The following is a 19,396-nucleotide window of genomic DNA, read 5'->3' as shown; positions in this document are numbered from 1 at the left end:
CGCCGGCACGCGCTCACCGGTTCCCGGCACTCTCGCGGGGGTCACCGCACCGCATCCGGCTCCCGCGTCTCAGGGGCGTCGGAGGCGGTGGCCATGACCCGGTCGACGGTGAGGATCGGCAGCACCGTCGCCACGCTGCCCACCACGCCGACCCACAGCGTGCCGACCACGCCGATCGCCGAGCCGAGCCACCCGGCCACCAGGGCCGCCGGCGGCATGCTCCCCCAGACGATGAAGCGGACGGAGGCGTTCATCCGGCCCAGGAGACGCGTGGGACACAGCGCCTGCCGCAGGCTGACCTGGGTCACGTTGAACAGCAGCGCACCCACGGTCATACCGAACTCCCCGACCAGCAGGACCGCCCCGGCGAAGACTTTGCCGTGCGGTGAGACGGCTGCCGCCACCGGGTTGGCGACGGTGAAGAGGGCCGCCATGAGCAGGCCGCACGACATCACGGCACCGGCGCTGAAACGCCGTCTGACCCGCGGCGCGAGCAGGGCGCCCACCACGCCCCCCGCGGCCCCGCAGGTCATGATGAGCCCGAGCACGAACGAGTCGAAGCCGATGGTGCGCATGACCAGGACGGGGACCAGGGTGGACACGAGGGTGGCGAAGAAGTTGGACACCCCCATGGAGACCGCCAGCCGCCGGACGACGGGCTGGTCCCGGACGAACCGCAGCCCCTCCCCGATGTCGGCGATGAGATGCCCGCGGGCCCCGGCCTCCTTCGGTGCCGGCCCGCGCTCACCGTCCTTCGTCACGCTGAGGGACAGGAAGCTGACCAGGTAGGCGAGCGCGTCGACGAGCATCACTACCGGTGCGCTGACGACCCGCATGAGCAGCCCGGCCAGCGCGGGCCCGCCCAGTGTGGCCACCTGCGCCGTGGCCTCGAGCCGGGCGTTGGCGGCCCCTATGTCGTCCTCCGGCACCAGGACGGGAACGTACGACTGGTAGGCGACGTCGAAGAAGACGCTCACCACGCCCACGACGACGGCGACGGCGTAGAGCACCTCGATGCGCAGGTCCCCGGTGAGCCAGAGGACCGGGACCACGAGGACGGTCAGGCAGCGTGTCAGAGCCGCCCCCATCATCGTCCGGCGCTTGAGCATCCGGTCCACCCAGGCGCCCGCGGGCAGGCCGATCACGAGGTAGCAGACGGTGGACGCCGCGGCCAGCACACCCACCTGCCGGGTGTTCGCGTCGAGCAGCCCGACGGCCGTCACGGACAGCCCGAGCGTGCCGATCCGGGTCCCGAACTGGGAGAGCGTCTGCCCGAACCAGAAGCGTCGGAAGTTCGTCGACGCCACGGAGTACGTGCTCACGACATCGTCATGAGGACCTCGACGGCCCCCTTCCCCCCTCGGTGTTCCGGAGCCTTCGGCGGCGGTGGCTCCGGCGTGCGAGCCGAACCTCGCGTTCATGGCTGACCGTCCGTGCCCGCGACCGCCCGCGACCGCCCGCGACCGCCCGCGACCGATGGAGATCGTCGACGAACGGCCGGCGAAAGTCATCAGGGTCTCGGGAGGTTGACCGGAAAACGCCCCGTGATCCCGTTGCCGAGAGGCGGTTCACGAGCCCGTCACCGGCGGTTCCCGCGCAGGCCGGACCGGCCCGGCCGGGCGGTCCGTACCTCTACTGACGGGTACGTCGCGACGTGCCGGGTATGGGGCAACTCGATGTCACCCGGAAGCCCTCGGGGAGGTAGGGTCGGGGGTGGTCGGGGACATCCCATACAGCTCGCCGGCACGTGCCGGCGTACCAACGAGGAGATCGGTTCGTGACGATCCGCGTAGGCATCAACGGCTTTGGCCGCATCGGTCGTAACTACTTCCGCGCGCTGCTGGAGCAGGGTGCAGACATCGAGATCGTGGCTGTCAACGACCTGGGTGACACCGCGACCACCGCACACCTCCTGAAGTACGACACCATCCTGGGCCGCCTCAAGCAGGAGGTCTCCCACACCGCCGACACCATCACCGTGGACGGCAAGACCATCAAGGTGCTCTCCGAGCGCGACCCCGCCGACATCCCGTGGGGCGAGCTGGGCGTCGACATCGTCATCGAGTCGACCGGCATCTTCACGAAGAAGGCCGACGCCGAGAAGCACATCGCCGGCGGCGCGAAGAAGGTCCTCATCTCGGCTCCGGCCAAGGAGGAGGACATCACCATCGTGATGGGCGTCAACCAGGACAAGTACGACCCGGCGAACCACCACGTCATCTCCAACGCCTCCTGCACCACCAACTGCGTGGCCCCGATGGCGAAGGTCCTCGACGAGAACTTCGGCATCGTCAAGGGCCTGATGACGACGGTGCACGCGTACACCAACGACCAGCGCATCCTGGACTTCCCGCACCGCGACCTGCGCCGCGCCCGCGCCGCCGCGGAGAACATCATCCCGACCACCACCGGTGCCGCCAAGGCCACCGCCCTGGTGCTGCCGCAGCTCAAGGGCAAGCTGGACGGTATGGCCATGCGCGTCCCGGTCCCCACCGGCTCGGTCACCGACCTCGTCATCGAACTCAGCCGCGAGGTCACCAAGGAAGAGGTCAACGCCGCCTTCCTCAAGGCCTCCGAAGGAGAGCTGAAGGGCATCCTCGAGTACACCGAGGACCCGATCGTCTCCTCCGACATCGTCAACGCCCCCGCGTCCTGCACCTTCGACTCCTCCCTGACGATGGTTCAGGAGGGCAAGAACGTGAAGGTCATCGGCTGGTACGACAACGAGTGGGGCTACTCCAACCGCCTCGTCGACCTCACGGTCTTCGTCGGCGACCAGCTCTGATCACCCCAGCAGGCACCTCGATGTGAGAACAGGGCTCGGGCAGCGCATCGCCGCGCTGTCCGAGCCCTGTGTCGCGTGGCTGTGGCCCGGTCGGCCCTCGCGGCCGCGCCACGCGGACAGCCAGCCTCACGGACATGAGCAGCCCTCCCGGGCGTCCGAGCTTCCCGAGCCCCCTCTAGGAGTCCTCACATGAAGACGATCGACGAACTTCTCTCCGAAGGCGTCGGCGGCAAGCGGGTCTTCGTCCGCGCCGACCTCAACGTGCCGCTGGACGGCACCACGATCACCGACGACGGCCGCATCCGCGCCGTCCTGCCCACCGTCAAGGCCCTCGCCGAGGCCGGCGCCCGCGTGGTCGTCGCCTCGCACCTCGGCCGTCCCAAGGGCGCCCCGGACCCGGCCTACTCGCTCGGCCCGGCCGCCGCGCGCCTCGGTGAACTCCTCGGCGCCAGCGTCGAGTTCGCGACCGACACGGTCGGCGAGTCCGCCCGGTCGACGGTCGCGGGCCTCGCCGACGGCCAGGTCGCCGTCATCGAGAACCTCCGCTTCAACGCCGGCGAGACCTCCAAGGACGACGCCGAGCGCGGCGCCTTCGCCGACCAGCTCGCCGAACTCGCCGACCTCTACGTCGGCGACGGCTTCGGCGCGGTGCACCGCAAGCACGCCTCGGTCTTCGACCTCCCGGCCCGCCTGCCGCACGCCGCCGGCTACCTCATCGCCAACGAGGTCGCCGTGCTGAAGAAGCTCACCGAGGACGTCCACCGTCCCTACGTCGTCGCGCTCGGCGGCGCCAAGGTCTCCGACAAGCTCGCCGTCATCGACCAGCTGCTCGGCAAGGCCGACCGCATCCTCATCGGCGGCGGCATGGCCTACACCTTCCTCAAGGCCAAGGGCTACGAGATCGGCAAGTCCCTCCTGCAGGAGGACCAGGTCCCGGCCGTGCGCGAATACATCGAGCGGGCCGAGAAGACCGGCGTCGAGCTGGTCCTCCCCGTCGACGCGCTGGTCTCCACCGGGTTCCCGGACCTGAAGACCAAGGCGCCCACCAACCCCGCCACCGTCGCCGCTGACGCCATCCCGGCCGACCAGCAGGGCCTCGACATCGGTCCGGAGACCGGCAACCTGTACGCCTCGAAGCTCGCCGACGCCGCCACCGTCTTCTGGAACGGCCCCATGGGCGTCTTCGAGCACCCCGACTACGCCGAGGGCACCAAGGCGGTCGCCCAGGCCCTCATCGACTCGAAGGCCTTCACGGTCGTCGGCGGCGGCGACTCCGCCGCCGCCGTCCGCCTGCTGGGCTTCGACGAGGACGCATTCGGCCACATCTCGACCGGCGGCGGCGCCTCCCTCGAATACCTCGAGGGCAAGACGCTCCCCGGCCTCGCCGCACTGGAGGACTGAACCACAATGAGTACGCGCACGCCGCTGATGGCGGGCAACTGGAAGATGAACCTCAACCACCTCGAGGCCATCGCGCACGTCCAGAAGCTCGCCTTCGCCCTGGCCGACAAGGACTACGAGGCCGTCGAGGTCGCCGTCCTGCCGCCCTTCACCGACCTGCGCTCCGTGCAGACGCTGGTCGACGGCGACAAGCTCCGGATCAAGTACGGCGCTCAGGACCTCTCGGCACACGACTCGGGCGCCTACACCGGCGAGATCTCGGGCCCGATGCTGGCCAAGCTGAAGTGCACGTACGTGGCCGTTGGCCACTCCGAGCGCCGCCAGTACCACGACGAGACCGACGAGGTGGTGAACGCCAAGGTCAAGGCGGCGTTCAAGCACGGCCTGACCCCGATCCTGTGCGTCGGCGAGGAACTGGATGTCCGCGAGGCGGGCGACCACGTCACGCACACGCTCGCGCAGGTCGAGGGCGGCCTGAAGGACGTGCCGGCCGAGCAGGCCGAGACCGTCGTGATCGCCTACGAGCCCGTCTGGGCCATCGGCACCGGCAAGGTCTGCGGCGCCGGGGACGCCCAGGAGGTCTGCGCCGCCATCCGCGGGAAGATCGCCGAGCTGTACACGCAGGAGCTGGCCGACAAGGTCCGCATCCAGTACGGCGGCTCCGTCAAGGCCGGCAACGTCGCCGAGATCATGGCGCAGGCCGACATCGACGGCGCCCTGGTCGGGGGCGCCTCGCTGGACGCCGACGAGTTCGTCAAGATCGTGCGCTTCCGCGACCAGTGAGCGGTCGGTAGCGACCGGCGAGTCACCGGTGCTCGACCGACGATCGACCAGTGACACGAGCTGGGAGTATGCGGTAGCGGCGATCCGTCGTACCCTTGCGGGGGCACAGCCATGGCGCTGTGCCCCCGTCGTCCATCCGAATCCGAGGAAGTTGGTCCAGCCGTGGTTTTGGGGTTCTCGATCGCCCTGATCGTCTTCAGCCTGCTGCTGATGCTGCTGGTGCTGATGCACAAGGGAAAGGGCGGCGGCCTCTCCGACATGTTCGGTGGCGGCATGCAGTCGTCCGTCGGCGGCTCCTCGGTCGCCGAGCGCAACCTCGACCGCATCACCCTGGTGATCGGTCTGCTGTGGTTCGCGTGCATCATCGTGCTGGGCATCCTGATGAAGACCAACAGCTGATCAAGGCTGACGCGGTTCACCACGCAGGCATACCGCAGCACATTTCGCACGTAAGGCCCCATGTTCGGTACGCGCACCTGAGCGCGGCCTATCATGGGGCTTGCGTCTGGGTGTGGGGCGGTAACTCCAATCACTGGACGCGCGTTGGGCCTTACGTAGACTGAGGCGCTCGCAGCGAAGCGGAACGCCGACTCGCTTCGCGGCACCATCACGCAGGGAGTTACGACCGTGGCAAGTGGCAACGCGATCCGAGGAAGCCGGGTCGGGGCGGGGCCGATGGGCGAGGCCGAGCGTGGCGAGTCCGCGCCGCGGCTGCGCATCTCCTTCTGGTGCTCCAACGGGCACGAGACGCAGCCGAGCTTCGCCAGCGACGCGCAGGTACCCGACACCTGGGACTGCCCGCGCTGCGGCTTTCCGGCCGGACAGGACCAGGACAACCCGCCGGACCCGCCGCGCACCGAACCCTACAAGACCCACCTCGCCTACGTCCGGGAGCGGCGCAGCGACGCGGACGGCGAGGCGATCCTTGCCGAGGCGCTCGCCAAACTGCGCGGCGAGATCTGACAGTTGTGAGCCGGCCGGGCGCCCGGGTGCCTGGCCGCACGGGGTCCGCCGTGCCCGCGGGGATGCGTGCGCACCCGTACCGCGGAGCACCGCCGTGCTCCCGGCTCCGCCGCGCCCTCGGCTCCGCCGTGCCCCCAGGGGGCCGTGCCCTGCCGCCGCCCGCCGGGCGGCCGTCTTCTTCGCCCTGTTCGTCATTTCGCTGACACCTGCGCTCAAGCCGGACGTACCTGTTGTTGCGCCGCACGACGACGCGACGGCGGCTCACCTCATCGGCTGATCAACTAGGTTGGAACAGCCCGGAGCAGGCAGGAAAGAAGGCTGAAGTCGGACATGAACGCACACGGCCGTACCAGGCTCAACCAGACGCCCGAGTGGACCGCGCTGACGAGGCACCGCCAGGAACTCGGCGAGGCACGGTTGCGCGACCTGTTCGCCGCCGACCCCGGCCGCGGCACCGGCTACGCGCTCGAGGTCGGTGACCTGTACGTCGACTACTCCAAGCACCTGGTCACCGACGAGACGCTGCGGCTGCTGCGGGAGCTGGCCGCCGCCACCGACGTGTTCGGCCTGCGCGACGCGATGTTCCGCGGCGAGAAGATCAACGTCACCGAGGACCGGGCGGTGCTGCACACCGCGCTGCGCGCCCCGCGCGACGCGGTGATCGAGGTCGACGGTGAGAACGTGGTGCCCAAGGTCCACGAAGTCCTCGACCGGATGGCCGGCTTCGCGGAGCGCGTCCGCTCCGGCGAGTGGACCGGCCACACCGGCCGGCGCATCCGCAACGTCGTCAACATCGGCATCGGCGGCTCCGACCTGGGCCCGACGATGGCCTACGAGGCCCTGCGCGCCTACACGGCACGGGAGTTGACGTTCCGGTTCGTGTCGAACGTGGACGGCGCCGACCTGCACGAGGCCGTCCGCGACCTGGACCCGGCGGAGACGCTGTTCATCGTCGCGTCCAAGACGTTCACCACCATCGAGACCATCACCAACGCCACCTCGGCCCGGTCCTGGCTGCTCGCGGGGCTCGGCGGCGACGAGAAGGCGGTCGCCCGGCACTTCGTCGCCCTGTCGACGAACGCCGAGAAGGTCACCGGCTTCGGTATCGACCCGGACAACATGTTCGAGTTCTGGGACTGGGTCGGCGGCCGCTACTCCTACGACTCGGCCATCGGCCTGTCCCTGATGATCGCCATCGGCCCGGACCGCTTCCGGGAGATGCTCGACGGCTTCCGCATCGTCGACGAGCACTTCCGCACCGCGCCCGCCGAGTCCAACGTTCCGCTGCTGCTCGGCCTGTTGGGCATCTGGTACGGCAACTTCCTGGGCGCCCAGTCGCACGCCGTGCTGCCCTACAGCCACTACCTGTCGAAGTTCACCGCCTACCTGCAGCAGTTGGACATGGAGTCCAACGGCAAGTCCGTCGACCGCGACGGGCAGCGGGTCGACTGGCAGACCGGGCCGGTCGTGTGGGGCACGCCGGGCACCAACGGGCAGCACGCCTACTACCAGTTGATCCACCAGGGCACCAAGCTGATCCCGGCCGACTTCATCGGCTTCGCCGAGCCGGTCGCCGAGCTCGGCGACGAGCTGAAGGGGCAGCACGACCTGCTGATGGCGAACTTCTTCGCACAGACGCAGGCCCTCGCCTTCGGCAAGACCCCGGACGAGGTCCGCGCGGAGGGCGTCCCGGAGGACCTGGTCGCGCACAAGACGTTCCGGGGCGACCACCCGACGACCACCATCCTGGCGCGGGAACTCACCCCGTCCGTGCTCGGCCAGCTCATCGCCCTCTACGAGCACAAGGTGTTCGTCCAGGGCGCCGTGTGGCACATCGACTCCTTCGATCAGTGGGGCGTCGAACTGGGCAAGGTGCTGGCCAAGCGCGTCGAACCCGCGCTCACCGAGGGCGCCGAGGTGCCGGGCCTCGACGCGTCCAGCAGGGCACTGGTCGCCACGTACCGGCGACTGCGCGGGCGCGGTTGACCGTGGCCGCGCGGGCGCTGCCGACACCGGTGTCGGCAGCGCCGGTGAGTGGGCGGCGGGCCCGCGTCCGGTTCCCGTAGACTCCCGGGCGATCACCACGACGGCCGCCCGGGGGAGTGCAACGTGAGCCGAACGCAGGGGAGTTGGACCGGAGGTACGCTGACCGCCCGGTCGTTCCTGAAGCCCCACGGCGTGGCGCGCGCGGTGTTCCATCCGACCTGGATACCGGAGGCGCTCGACCCGACGGTGGAGCGCCTCAAACGGGTGCGGGTGATCGCCGGAGCGGTCGCCGCCCTCGGCGTCTACACCTACGTCCAAGGCGGCTTCGCCCTCGAGGAGATGCTGGACAACGCGGCGACCGCCTCCGCCGTCCTGTTCTTCCTCACGCCCCTGACCGTCGGCGTGATGCTCTTCGTCTGGCGGCGCACCGGCTCGCTGGGGCAACTGCGGGTGCCGCTGGTCAACTCGCTGAAACTGCTGCTGCTGTTCGTCGGCTCGGTCCTGCTGACGCTGCTGCTGTTCCGGCTGGGCGACGCGTTCGGGATCCTCGCGAAGCTGCTGCTGTCCCTCGCCGCGCTGTGGGCGGCGATCTTCGTCATGGCGGGGGCGGTCCGGCTCACCGGCAACTTCTTCGGCACCGCCGCCGTGCACCGCTGCCTGCCGCCGCTGCTGGCGACCGTGACGACCTGGCTGATGGCCGTCCCGGACCTGCTCACCGGCGACCTGCACGGCATGAGCCTCACCCTGGGCGTCGTCTTCGTCCTGGGCGCCCCCGTGACGGTCACCGCCATCTCCCTGCTGGAGCTGCGCCGGCTGCGGCAGCGGTACGGCATCCGGCTCACCGCCCACCCGGCGACCCTGCCCCCGCTGCCCCCACGACCGCCCATGTCCCCGCGGCCGCCGTACGCGCCCGGCGGCCGGATGCCGCGCCAGGGGAACCCGTACGCCCCCGGCCCGCCGTACGACCCGCGGCGTCCGCACGGCGGTTGACCGCAAGACCCGCGGCGTCCGCACGGCGGTTGACCGCAAGACCCGCGGCGTCCGCACGGCGGTTGACCGGCGCGGCGGGCCGCGCGGCCGGGCCTCGGCTCAGGCCACCGCGGCGAGCGTGTCCGCCAGCCGCCGCCGGGCCGCGCGTGAGGCCGGCAGCGCGGCGAGCGCGACCGCGCCCAGCACGGCTCCGGTACCGAACAGCATCAGCAGCATCGGCGACGGCATCTGCGCGATACCGGCGCCGATGCCGCTCGACCGGCCCTGCCGGTCGATCAGCCAGTGCGCCAGCGGCGTGCCGAGGAGCGTACCGGCGACGACGGCGGCCAGGGCGGTGCAGCCCGTGGCCGTCACGGTGACGGCGGTGATCTGACGCGGTGACAGACCGATCGCCTTGAGCGCCAGCAGGTCGCGCTCACCCTCCCGCACGGTGCCGCCGATCGCGGTCAGCAGCTCGATCAGGCCGATCAGGGCCAGCACGGCGATCAGACCGACGACGACCCCGCGCAGCGCCGACAGACCGTCGGCCGGGTTGGTCACGGCGTGCACCTCCAGGTGCCCGTGCCCGGCGGCGCTGAGGCGGCCGGCGACCTCGCGCGGGTCGGCGCCGGGGCGCAGCCGTACCTGGTACAGGGAGGGCGCGAGACGGGGGTCGTTCTCGCGGAGGGTGTCGAGCGAGGTGGAGATGACCCGGCCGGCGTTCTCCGGTTCGATGCTGCGGCCGACGATGTGCAGGATCTGCGGCTGGTCGCCCACGGTCATCCGCACCCAGTCGCCGACGTGGACGTCCAGCAGGTCGAGCAGCCCCTGCCCGGCGACCGCCTCGTCGTCGCCGCGCGCGGCGCGGCCCTCGGCCAGGGCGAACGGGTACGGCTCCCGGCGGGTGCCGAGGCCGCGCAGGGCGATCGTCGCGGTCTGGCCCGGGACCAGGGCGGCCACTTCCACGCCCGGGTAGGCGGCGGCGACCTGTGGATCACGGTCCAGCAGGGCGCGGGCGTCCCGGTCCCCGAGCCCCGCGTCCGCGTGGACGGTGAGCGCGGCGGCGAGGCCGATCCGTTCCGGGCTGCCGTGGATGCGGTCGATGGTGGTCCACGCGCTCATCGCCACCACGATCAGCAGCAGCGGCAGCGCGAGGCGGGCCACCGTCGCCAGCGAGCGCGGACGGCGCGTGAACGCCTTGTGCCAGCCCAGGACCAGCGCCGGCGGCAGCCGCAGCCCGAGCGCCCGGCGGGCCGCGCCCGACAGCCGCCCGCCTGCCGCGGCGGGCCGGGGCACCGGGACCGGCGGCACCCGCCCCGCCCGCCACGCCGCGAGCCCGGTGGTCGCGCCGATGAACAGCACCGCGCCCGCCGGCACCGCGAACAGCAGGGCGGTGTGTCCCGTCAGCCCCTGCCACACGCCCACCGCGTCCCCGAGCCGCCCGGGGACCCGGCTGCCCAGAGCCTGGGTGAGCGCGGCCGCGGCCGCCGCGCCGAGGAGGGCGTATGCGACGTGCTGGAGCAGGAAGACGCGGACCACCTGGCCCGGAGTGAAGCCGATCGCCTTGAGCACCGAGATGTCCCGCAGGTGGCCGCGGATGCGGGTGGCGATCGCCCCGTGCACGGCGAGCCCGGCGGCGACCAGCGCGCCCAGGCCGAACAGCGCCAGCACCTGTCCCAGCAGCCGGCTGTCGCCCTGCGCCTCGGCGCGTGCCTGCTGCCAGGTGGACACCTCGCCGATGGCGCCGGCGCCGAGGACGGTGACGGCGCGTTGGACGGCGTAGTCCGTGTCGCCGGGGTCGGTCAGGCGCAGCCCGATGACCTGGCCGGCCGGGGCGCGCACGGCGGAGGGCGGCGCCCAGACGAGGCCGGGCTGCTCACCCGGCCGGTAGCGCGGCTCGGCGCTGTCGGCCACCCCCAGCACGGTCAGCGTCCGCGCGGTGCCGGGCAGGGTGAGGGTGTCGCCGGGGCCGGCCAGCAGGGCACGGGCGAGGCGTGTCTCCAGGACCACGCCGTCGGGCTGGGCGGGCCGCAGCCAGCTTCCGGAGACGAGCAGGGGGCGCCCGACGGCGGGGCGTGCCGGGGTGGCGCGCAGTTCGACGGAGGCGCGGGCGCCGCGCGAGGCGAGGGTGGCGGACTCGGTGGTGTACGGGCCGGCGACGGACTCGACGCCGTCCAGGCGGGCCAGTTCGCGCAGCGCGGCGGACTTACCGGTGTGGATCCACACGTGCGCGCCGCGCGCCTGTGTGAAGACGCGCTGCCAGGGGTTGGTGGCGTACCCGAACAGGGCCGTGGCCAGCAGCAGGGACGCCACGATCCCGGCGGTGGCGAGGACGAGGAACAGCGCCTCGCCGCGGTGCGTGCGCAGATCGGAGTGCGCCCAGCGCAGTGTGGCTCGCACGCGGTGTCAGCCCCTTCGCCGGTCGTCGTCGGCACGCATGTCAGTCCCCGAGCTCCAGCACGCCGGAGATGCCGGTGCCGCGGGCGGGTGTCCCGTCCAGTTCGGCGTCGTCGGCTATCCGCCCGTCGAAGAAGCTGATCACGCGGTCCGCGGCGCTCGCCAGCCGGGCGTCGTGGGTGACCAGCACGATCGTCTGGCCGCGCTGGTGGAAGCGGGACAGCAGCCGCGTCACTTCGCGGGTGCCCTTGCTGTCCAGGCTGCCGGCGGGCTCGTCGGCGAGCAGCAGCGGCGGACGGTTGACGAGCGCCCGGGCCAGCGCGACCCGCTGCTGCTCACCGCCGGACAGCTCGCCCGGCATGCTGCGCTCCTTGCCGGCGAGTCCCAGTTCGGCCAGCAGTTCCTCCCGCGCGGCGCGCGCCTGCTTCGGCGGGACGCCGGCCAGCAGGGCCGGCAGTTCCACGTTGTCGGCGACCGACAGGCCGGAGACCAGGTTGAAGAACTGGAAGACGATCCCGATGCGCCTTCGGCGCTCCACGGCCCAGCGCGCCTCGCTGTAGGCGTCCGTGCATTCGCCGTTCAGCCAGATGCTGCCGCGGTCAGGCCGCTGGAGTCCGCCGAGCAGGTGCAGCAGCGTGGACTTGCCCGCACCGGACGGGCCGGTGACCGCCACGAACTCGCCCCGGCGCACGCACAGGTCGACCCCGCGCACCGCGTGCGCGGGCGCGCCCTCGCCGTGATGCGTCTTCACCAGCCCCTCGGCGCGCAGCACGGGAGCGGGACTGTCGTTCATTCCAGCTCCTCCAGCTCCTCCTGGCACCGCTCCAGCCAGTCGAGGTCGGCCTGCAGGTGCAGCATCGCGCCCTCGATCAGCAGGTGGGCGATGCGGTTGTCCCGGTCTTCCGCGGCGGCCAGTTTCGACAGCTTGCGCATGGTGTTCAGGTACTGGCGCCGCTGCTTGTTGATCAGGGCGACCTGGTCGGCGAGTCCGGTCCGCGGGGCGAGCGCCAGCTTCATGAAGAACTCGTCCCGCACCCGCGGCTCGTCCTCGGGCTCCTCGAACCAGGCGCGCAGCGCTTCCCGCCCGGTGTCGGTGAGGTGGTAGACCTTCTTGTTGGGCCGGCTCGACTGCTCGACGTCCTCGCCCTCGATCAGTCCCTGCTTCTCGAGGCGGCCGAGGGTGACGTAGATCTGGCCGACGTTCGGCTGAGGGTACGCGGAGCCCAGCAGCTGCTCAAGGCCCTGCTTGAGCTCGTAACCATGGGCCGGACCACGCGCCAGGAGTGCCAGGAGGTGCAGGCGCACGTGTGCTGTCCTCCTGTCCTGGTGAATGTGGGCCAGGCTCTAGTATCGCGCATACCTAACAGGTATACATGTCCTCTGACTGCGGGCGAGGGCGGCCGGAGCCGGGCGTGCAAGGAGGAACCTATGCGGTGGGCGCGTGCCGCGGGTAGGGGCCTCCTCGTTCTCGTCGTGGTCGTGGCCGGTCATGTCGCCGCGGGCGCGCGGGCCGGCGAGGAGAGCGCGGGCCGCGGGCCCCTGACGTTCGCCACCGCCGGGGACCTCACCGGGTATCTCGGGCCCCTCCTGGAGGGCTGGAACCGGACCCACCCCGGCGAGAAGGTCACGCTCGTCGAGCTTCCGGACTCCGCCGACGAGACGCACGCGCAAATGGCCACCGACCTGCGCGGCGGCGGCCGCAGCCGGTTCGACGTCCTCAACATCGACGTCAACTGGACCTCGGAGTTCGCGGCCGCCGGCTGGATCCGCCCGCTGCCGCGCGACCGCTTCCCGCTGAAGACCTTCCTGCGGCCGGTGCAGGACACGGCGACCTACGACGGGCAGCTGTACGCCGTTCCGTACGTCACCAACGCCGGCCTGCTGCTGTACCGCAAGGACGTCCTCGCCGCGGAGGGCGTCCCGCCGCCGCGCACCTGGGCCGAGCTGGAGCACGACGCGAAGACCATCGCGCCGCGGCACGGCCTCGACGGATACGCGGGCCAGTTCCTGCCGTACGAGGGGCTCACCGTCAACGCGGCCGAGGCCGTCTACTCGGCGGGCGGCACCATCCTCGGCGACGAGGGCGCACGCGTCACGGTGGACTCGGCGGCGGCCCGCGAGGGGATCGGGTTCCTGGCCCGCGGTGTCCGCGAGGGCTGGATACCGAAAGAGGCGCTCACGTACAAGGAGGAGGAGTCCAAGCAGGCGTTCCAGGACGGCCGGCTGCTCTTCCTGCGCAACTGGCCCTACGCGTACGTCGTCGCGTCGGCCGCGGGCTCGCCGGTCGCCGGGAAGGTCGGCGCCGTGCCGCTGCCCGGGCCGGACGGGCCGGGGGCAGGCGTCCTCGGCGGCTCCAACCTCGCCGTCAGCACGCATGCCCGCCATCCCGACTCGGCCGCCCGGCTGATCGCGTACCTCACCAGCGAGCCCGTCCAGCGCCAGGTCCTCACCCGCGGCGCCCTGCCGCCGGTGCGCGCCGCGCTGTACGAGGACCCCGGACTGGTGCGGCGGTTCCCGTACCTGCCGACCCTGCGCGAGAGCGTGCTCGCCGCCAGGTCCCGTCCCAAGAGCCCGCGCTACGACCAGGTGAGCCTGGTGGTGCAGGCCGTCGTGCGCGACGCGATGACCGGGCACATGACGCCCGAGGCCGCGGTGCGGCGGCTGGCGCGCGAACTCGCCGCCATCCCCAGTCGATAGTTACTTGTTAAGTATCGAACAGGCCTCTCTTGCGGTCCCACTGGCCTGATTTATCAGCATATTAAGGGCGAACTCTTCGGTAGCTTACGGCTGCTCGTTGACATCTCTGCGACATGACTACCTAACATGCATGCACAACAACTACCCCTCCCCTCCGCAGAGACAGGCCAATGGGTTGAACAGGCATCGCTGGTGGCGTGACGCAGTGATCTACCAGGTGTACGTCCGCAGCTTCCTGGACAGCACCGGCGACGGCGTCGGCGACCTGGCCGGCGTCCGGGCCGGACTGCCGTACCTGAAGAAGCTCGGTGTCGACGGGATCTGGCTGAGCCCCTTCTATCCCTCCCCGCAGCACGACCACGGCTACGACGTGGCCGACTACTGCGACGTCGACCCGGTCTACGGCGACCTCGCCGAGTTCGACCGGCTGGTGGCGGCCGCCCGGCGGCTCGGCGTCAAGGTGCTGCTGGACATCGTCCCCAACCACTGCTCCAGCGAGCACCCCTGGTTCCGCGAGGCGCTCGCCTCGCCGCCCGGCAGCCAGGCCCGCGCACGGTTCCACTTCGCCGACGGCCGCGGCCCGGACGGCGCCGAGCCGCCCAACAACTGGCACGCCATGTTCGGCGGCCCGGCCTGGACCCGGGTGACCGAGACGGACGGCCGCCCCGGGCAGTGGTACCTGCACATGTTCACGCCCGAGCAGCCCGACTGGAACTGGCGCCACCCCCACATCCCCGCCGAGTTCGACCGCGTTCTGCGCTTCTGGCTGGACCGGGGCGTCGACGGCTTCCGCATCGACGTGGCCGCCGGCCTCTTCAAGCACCCCGAGCTGCCCGACTCCCCGGACCCCGAGGCCGACGCCCGCACCCGCGACTCGGTCAACCCGCTCGCCTGGAACCAGCCCGAGGTGCACGGCGTGTGGCGCCGCTGGCGGTCATTGTGCGAGGAGTACACGGCACGGGACGGCAGCGAGCGGCTGCTGGTCGGCGAGGTCTCCGTGCCGACCGCGCGCGAACACGCGCGGTACGTCCGCCCGGACGAGCTCCACCAGGCGTTCTTCTTCGACCTGCTCAGCGCCCCCTGGGACGCCGACGCCTTCCGCAAGGTCATCGCCGAGGCCATGCAGGACATCGCCGGCACCGGCTCCACGGTCACCTGGGTCCTCAACAACCACGACCAGGTCCGCACCGTCACCCGCTACGGCGAACCCACCCCGCAGGGCAGCGGCCTCGGCGCCGCCCGCGCCCGCGCCGCCGCGCTGCTGATGCTGGCGCTGCCCGGCGCCGCGTACGTCTACCAGGGCGAGGAGCTGGGCCTGCCGGAGGTCGTCGACCTGCCGGACGACGTGCTCACCGACCCGATCTTCCGTCGCACCGGCAGCCGCGCCCGCGTACGCGACGGCTGCCGGGTGCCGCTGCCGTGGTCCGGGCAGGCATCGCCGTTCGGCTTCACCTCCGGCGCCGAGGGCGCGCGGCCCTGGCTGCCGCAGCCGGAGTACTTCGCCGAGTACGCCACCGACCGCGCCCTCGCAGACACCCGCTCCTTCTGGCACCTGTACCGCGACGGCCTCCACCTGCGTTCACGGCTGCCGCAGTTGGGCGAGGGCACGCTGCGCTGGCTGGACAGCCCGCCCGGCGTCCTCGCCTTCGGCCGCGGCGACGGCCTCGTCTGCGCCGTCAACTTCGGCACGGCGCCCACCCCCGCGCCGGTCTCCGGCACCCCCCTGCTGTCCAGCAGCCCCTGTCCGGCCGGCGTGCTGTCCGGCTCGACAGCGGCCTGGTGGCTCAGCGATCTCTGACCCAGCGTCACCACTCCACCCACGAAGGAACATCGATGATGATGCGACGACGTACCACCCTGCTCACGAGCTGCACCGCCCTCGCCCTCGCGCTCGGCGCGACCGCCTGCGGAGGCGGCGGACCGGTCTCGGCGGGCGGCGGGGACAAGGCGCTCAGCGGCCAGACGGTCACCGTGGCCGGCGTCTGGTCCGGCAACGAGCAGAAGAACTTCCAGAAGGTGCTGGACGCGTTCAGCGAGAAGACCGGCGCCAGGACCCAGTTCGTGTCCACCGGGGACAACGTCTCCACCGTCGTCGGCAGCAAGATCGAGGGCGGCAACGCCCCGGACGTGGTGATGGTCCCGCAGGTCGGCGTGGTCCAGCAGTTCGCGAAGAAGGGCTGGCTCAGGCCGCTGTCCGCCACCACCGAGAAGGCGGTCGACGCGGGCTACGCCCCGATCTGGAAGAAGTACGGCAGCGTGGACGGCCGCCTCTACGGCCTGTACTTCAAGGCCGCCCACAAGTCGACGGTCTGGTACAGCCCCGACGCCCTCGCCCAGGCCGGCGTCGAGCCGCCGACCACCTTCGAAGGAATGCTCAAGGCCGGGCACACCGTCTCCGACTCGGGTCTCGCCGCCTTCTCGGTCGCCGGGCAGGACGGCTGGACCCTCACCGACTGGTTCGAGAACGTCTACCTCTCCCAGGCCGGACCCGAGAAGTACGACGCCCTCGCCGCGCACGAGCTGAAGTGGACCGACCCCTCGGTCGTCGAGGCGCTCGGTACGCTCGGCAAGCTGTTCAAGGACAAGCAGCTGGTGGCGGGCGGGCAGAAGGAGGCCCTCAACACCGACTTCCCCGGCTCGGTGGAGAAGGTCTTCGGCCCCGAGCCCGACGCCGGCATGGTCTACGAGGGCGACTTCGTCGCCGGCGTGGCCAAGGACCAGTTCGGCAAGGAGATCGGCGAAGACGCCGACTTCTTCCCCTTCCCGGCCGTCGGCGGCGGCAAGGCCCCGGTGGTCAGCGGCGGCGACGCGGCCGTCGTCCTGAAGGACGGCAAGAACGCCGACGCCGGCATGAAGCTCCTGGAGTACCTGGCCACCCCCGAGGCCGCGGCCGTGTGGGCGAAGGCGGGCGGCTTCCTCTCCCCGAACCGGAAGCTCGACCTCGCCGAGTACGGCGACGACGTCACGCGCGCCACCGCCAAGTCCCTGGTCGCGGCCGGTGACTCGGTCCGCTTCGACATGTCCGACCAGGCGCCCGCCGCCTTCGGCGGCACCAAGGGCGCCGGCGAGTGGAAGCTGCTGCAGGACTTCCTGCGCGACCCGTCGGACCCGAAGGGGACCGCGGCGAAACTGGAAGCCGCGGCGGCCAAGGCCTACCGGGACTGACCCGCCATGACCGCCACCCTGGTGAAAGAGACCGCGAGTCCGCGGCCGCCCGCCGCCCGCGCCGAGCGCGTCCGGCGCGCGCGTCGGCGGGCCCGCGCCGTCGCCCTGCTGTTCGTCTTCCCGGCGCTGCTCCTGCTGGGCGCGCTCGTCGTCTACCCCGTGCTGTTCTCGGTCGGCCGCAGCTTCTTCGACGCCTCCGGCACCCGCTTCGTCGGCGGCGAGAACTACACCGAGATGTTCCGCGACCCGGCGACCCTCAAAGCCGTACGGAACACGGCCGTCTGGGTCGTCGTGGCCCCGGCCCTGCTGACCGGTCTCGGGCTGATCCTCGCGGTGCTGGTGGAGAAGGTCCGCTGGGCCACCGCCTTCAAGCTGCTGCTGTTCATGCCGATGGCCGTGTCCTTCCTCGCCGCCGGCATCATCTTCCGCCTCGCCTACGACGAGGACCCGGACAAGGGAGTGCTGAACGCGGCCGTGGTCTCCGTGCACGACGCCTTCACGGGCACGTCGTCCTACCCGACCGCCCGGGCCCGCGAGGGCCAGGGGCTGACCAAGGGGGCGGACGGCTCCTACCGGACGAGCGCGAGCGTCTCGCCGGGGGACACGGTGACGCTCGGCCTCGTCGGGGTGCGCCCCGACGACGTCCCCGGCGGGGCGCGGCCCGCGTACCCGGCGGCCGGGCGCGAGGCAGCCCCCGGCGACGTGCGCGGCGTCGTCTACCTGGACTTCACGCCCGGCGGGGGAGGGGAACAGGGCAAGGTCGACCGGCGCGAGAGCGGGTTGCCGGGGATGCGGGTCGACGCGGTGCGCGACGGCAGGACGGTCGCGTCGACGACCACCGCCTCCGACGGATCCTTCCGCTTCGCGGGCCTGGACGGGGGCCCGTACGCCGTGCGGCTGCCCGCCGCCAACTTCGCGCCGCCCTACGACGGAGTCTCCTGGCTCGGCCCGGCGCTCGTCACGCCGGCGATCATCGGGGCGTACCTGTGGATCTGGACCGGGTTCGCGATGGTGCTGATCGGCGCGGGCCTCGCGACGCTGCCGAGGGACGCGCTGGAGGCGGCCCGGATGGACGGCGCGAACGAGTGGCAGATCTTCCGGCGCATCACGGTGCCGCTGCTGGCGCCCGTGCTGACGGTCGTCTTCGTGACCCTCGTCATCAACGTGATGAAGGTCTTCGACCTCGTCTACGTCATCGCGCCCGGGCCGGTACAGGAGGACGCGACCGTGCTCGCCACCCAGATGTGGCTGGTGTCCTTCGGCGGCGGCAACGACCAGGGGCTCGGCAGCGCGCTGGGCGTCCTGCTGCTGCTCCTGGTGATCCCCGCCATGGTCTTCAACGTCCGCCGCTTCCGAAGGAGCCAGCGATGAACGCGCTGCGGCGCTCTGTGAGCAACGGCCTCGTGCAGGCCTTCCTGGTGCTGATCGGCCTGATCTGGCTGACCCCGCTGGCCGGCCTGTTCCTCTCCTCCCTGCGCTCGGCCCAGGACACCGCGAAAGGCGGCTGGTGGACGGCCCTGGCGAGCCCCGGTGAGCTGTCCTTCGGCAACTACACGGCGCTGCTGAAGAACGCGGGGATCACCCAGGCGTTCTGGAACACCGTGCTGATCTCGGTGCCGACGACGGTGCTCGTCGTCGGCATCGCGGCCCTCGCCGGATACGCCTTCGCCTGGCTGGACTTCCCCCTGCGGGATCCGCTCTTCCTGCTGGTGGTGGCCCTGTTGGTGGTGCCGGTGCAGATCGGACTGCTGCCGGTCGCCAAACTCTTCGGCGAGCTGGGCCTGTTCGGCACGATCCCGGGAGTCGTCCTCTTCCACGTGGCCTACGGGCTGCCGTTCGCGGTGTTCCTGCTGCGCAACTACTTCGCCGAGATGCCGAAGGAGATGCTGGAAGCGGCCCGGATGGACGGCGGCGGCGAATGGCGCATCTTCACCCGCCTGGTGCTGCCCGTGGGCCTGCCGGCGCTCGCGAGCCTGGCCATCTTCCAGTTCCTGTGGGTGTGGAACGACATGCTGGTGGCGCTGCTGTTCGCGGACAGCTCCTCGCAGCCGCTGACGGTGGAACTCCAGTCTCAGATAAGGCAGTTCGGCAGCAACATCGATGTCCTGGCGCCAGGCGCGTTCATGTCCCTGGTGGTCCCGGTGGTGGTGTTCTTCGCCTTCCAGCGGCACTTCGTGCAGGGCGTGATGGCCGGGTCGGTGAAATGAGACGGGGTGCGGTGAGGAGGTCCTCACCGCACCCCGTCCGGGT

Annotated in this window: 16 protein-coding genes; 12 read left to right on the top strand and 4 right to left on the bottom strand. The window is 71.5% G+C overall.

Going from position 1 to position 19,396, the window contains the following annotated elements; genetic code table 11:
• Window positions 1–41 precede the first annotated feature (41 nt).
• Window positions 42–1,322, bottom strand: a complete 1,281-nt coding sequence (locus ACZ5GT_RS03810; protein ID WP_469013821.1) for an MFS transporter — start codon at window positions 1,320–1,322, stop codon at window positions 42–44.
• A gap of 455 nt (window positions 1,323–1,777) precedes the next feature.
• On the opposite strand from ACZ5GT_RS03810, the gene gap reads away from it, so the two are divergent.
• The 7 genes from gap (at window position 1,778) to ACZ5GT_RS03775 (ending at window position 8,908) form a co-directional block, all read left to right on the top strand.
• Window positions 1,778–2,785: a type I glyceraldehyde-3-phosphate dehydrogenase gene (gene gap, locus ACZ5GT_RS03805; RefSeq protein ID WP_360744534.1), complete on the top strand. Its 1,008-nt coding sequence runs from the start codon at window positions 1,778–1,780 to the stop codon at window positions 2,783–2,785.
• 189 nt (window positions 2,786–2,974) lie between these two features.
• Window positions 2,975–4,186, top strand: a complete 1,212-nt coding sequence (locus ACZ5GT_RS03800; protein WP_469013818.1) for a phosphoglycerate kinase — start codon at window positions 2,975–2,977, stop codon at window positions 4,184–4,186.
• Between the two features lie 6 nt (window positions 4,187–4,192).
• Window positions 4,193–4,969, top strand: a complete 777-nt coding sequence (gene tpiA, locus ACZ5GT_RS03795) for a triose-phosphate isomerase (protein WP_469013816.1) — start codon at window positions 4,193–4,195, stop codon at window positions 4,967–4,969.
• Window positions 4,970–5,137: 168 nt separating this feature from the next.
• A complete protein-coding gene (secG, locus tag ACZ5GT_RS03790; RefSeq protein WP_469014167.1) occupies window positions 5,138–5,368 on the top strand; it encodes a preprotein translocase subunit SecG in 231 nt (76 codons plus the stop codon).
• Window positions 5,369–5,596: 228 nt separating this feature from the next.
• Entirely contained in the window at window positions 5,597–5,932 is a 336-nt protein-coding gene (locus tag ACZ5GT_RS03785) for an RNA polymerase-binding protein RbpA (RefSeq protein WP_006349936.1), read from the top strand.
• Window positions 5,933–6,262: 330 nt separating this feature from the next.
• Window positions 6,263–7,918 carry a glucose-6-phosphate isomerase gene (pgi, locus tag ACZ5GT_RS03780; protein ID WP_469013811.1) on the top strand — a complete coding sequence of 552 codons (1,656 nt, stop codon included), beginning with the start codon at window positions 6,263–6,265 and terminating at the stop codon, window positions 7,916–7,918.
• A gap of 123 nt (window positions 7,919–8,041) precedes the next feature.
• Window positions 8,042–8,908 (top strand): hypothetical protein, encoded by an 867-nt coding sequence (locus ACZ5GT_RS03775; RefSeq protein WP_469013808.1) that lies wholly within the window; start codon window positions 8,042–8,044, stop codon window positions 8,906–8,908.
• Between the two features lie 99 nt (window positions 8,909–9,007).
• Here ACZ5GT_RS03775 and ACZ5GT_RS03770 read toward each other — a convergent pair whose 3' ends face one another.
• The 3 genes from ACZ5GT_RS03770 to ACZ5GT_RS03760 are packed head-to-tail and all read right to left on the bottom strand — an operon-like array spanning window position 9,008 to window position 12,589.
• Window positions 9,008–11,287: an ABC transporter permease gene (locus ACZ5GT_RS03770; protein WP_469013806.1), complete on the bottom strand. Its 2,280-nt coding sequence runs from the start codon at window positions 11,285–11,287 to the stop codon at window positions 9,008–9,010.
• Window positions 11,288–11,327: 40 nt separating this feature from the next.
• Window positions 11,328–12,077: an ABC transporter ATP-binding protein gene (locus ACZ5GT_RS03765; protein ID WP_469013804.1), complete on the bottom strand. Its 750-nt coding sequence runs from the start codon at window positions 12,075–12,077 to the stop codon at window positions 11,328–11,330.
• Window positions 12,074–12,589, bottom strand: coding sequence for a PadR family transcriptional regulator (locus tag ACZ5GT_RS03760; protein ID WP_469013802.1), 516 nt, complete (start codon window positions 12,587–12,589; stop codon window positions 12,074–12,076). The genes ACZ5GT_RS03765 and ACZ5GT_RS03760 overlap by 4 nt, the downstream gene beginning before the upstream one ends.
• Window positions 12,590–12,712: 123 nt before the next feature.
• Between ACZ5GT_RS03760 and ACZ5GT_RS03755 the strand changes: the two genes are divergently transcribed.
• The 5 genes from ACZ5GT_RS03755 (at window position 12,713) to ACZ5GT_RS03735 (ending at window position 19,353) form a co-directional block, all read left to right on the top strand.
• On the top strand, window positions 12,713–13,981 hold the full coding sequence (locus ACZ5GT_RS03755; RefSeq protein ID WP_469013800.1) for an ABC transporter substrate-binding protein: 1,269 nt from the start codon (window positions 12,713–12,715) through the stop codon (window positions 13,979–13,981).
• A gap of 130 nt (window positions 13,982–14,111) precedes the next feature.
• The gene (locus tag ACZ5GT_RS03750) at window positions 14,112–15,779 is read left to right on the top strand and encodes a glycoside hydrolase family 13 protein (protein WP_469013798.1); all 1,668 of its coding nucleotides are present in this window, start codon (window positions 14,112–14,114) and stop codon (window positions 15,777–15,779) included.
• Window positions 15,780–15,817: 38 nt separating this feature from the next.
• Window positions 15,818–17,146: an ABC transporter substrate-binding protein gene (locus tag ACZ5GT_RS03745; RefSeq protein WP_469014165.1), complete on the top strand. Its 1,329-nt coding sequence runs from the start codon at window positions 15,818–15,820 to the stop codon at window positions 17,144–17,146.
• Window positions 17,147–17,152: 6 nt separating this feature from the next.
• Complete coding sequence (locus tag ACZ5GT_RS03740) at window positions 17,153–18,517, top strand: ABC transporter permease subunit (protein WP_469013796.1); 1,365 nt, start codon at window positions 17,153–17,155, stop codon at window positions 18,515–18,517.
• Entirely contained in the window at window positions 18,514–19,353 is an 840-nt protein-coding gene (locus ACZ5GT_RS03735) for a carbohydrate ABC transporter permease (protein ID WP_469013795.1), read from the top strand. Before ACZ5GT_RS03740 ends, ACZ5GT_RS03735 begins: the two co-directional genes overlap by 4 nt.
• Window positions 19,354–19,396 lie beyond the last annotated feature (43 nt).

Source organism: Streptomyces sp. NPDC031340 (genome assembly GCF_055569945.1).
This window is presented reverse-complemented; position numbering and strand designations above follow the sequence as displayed.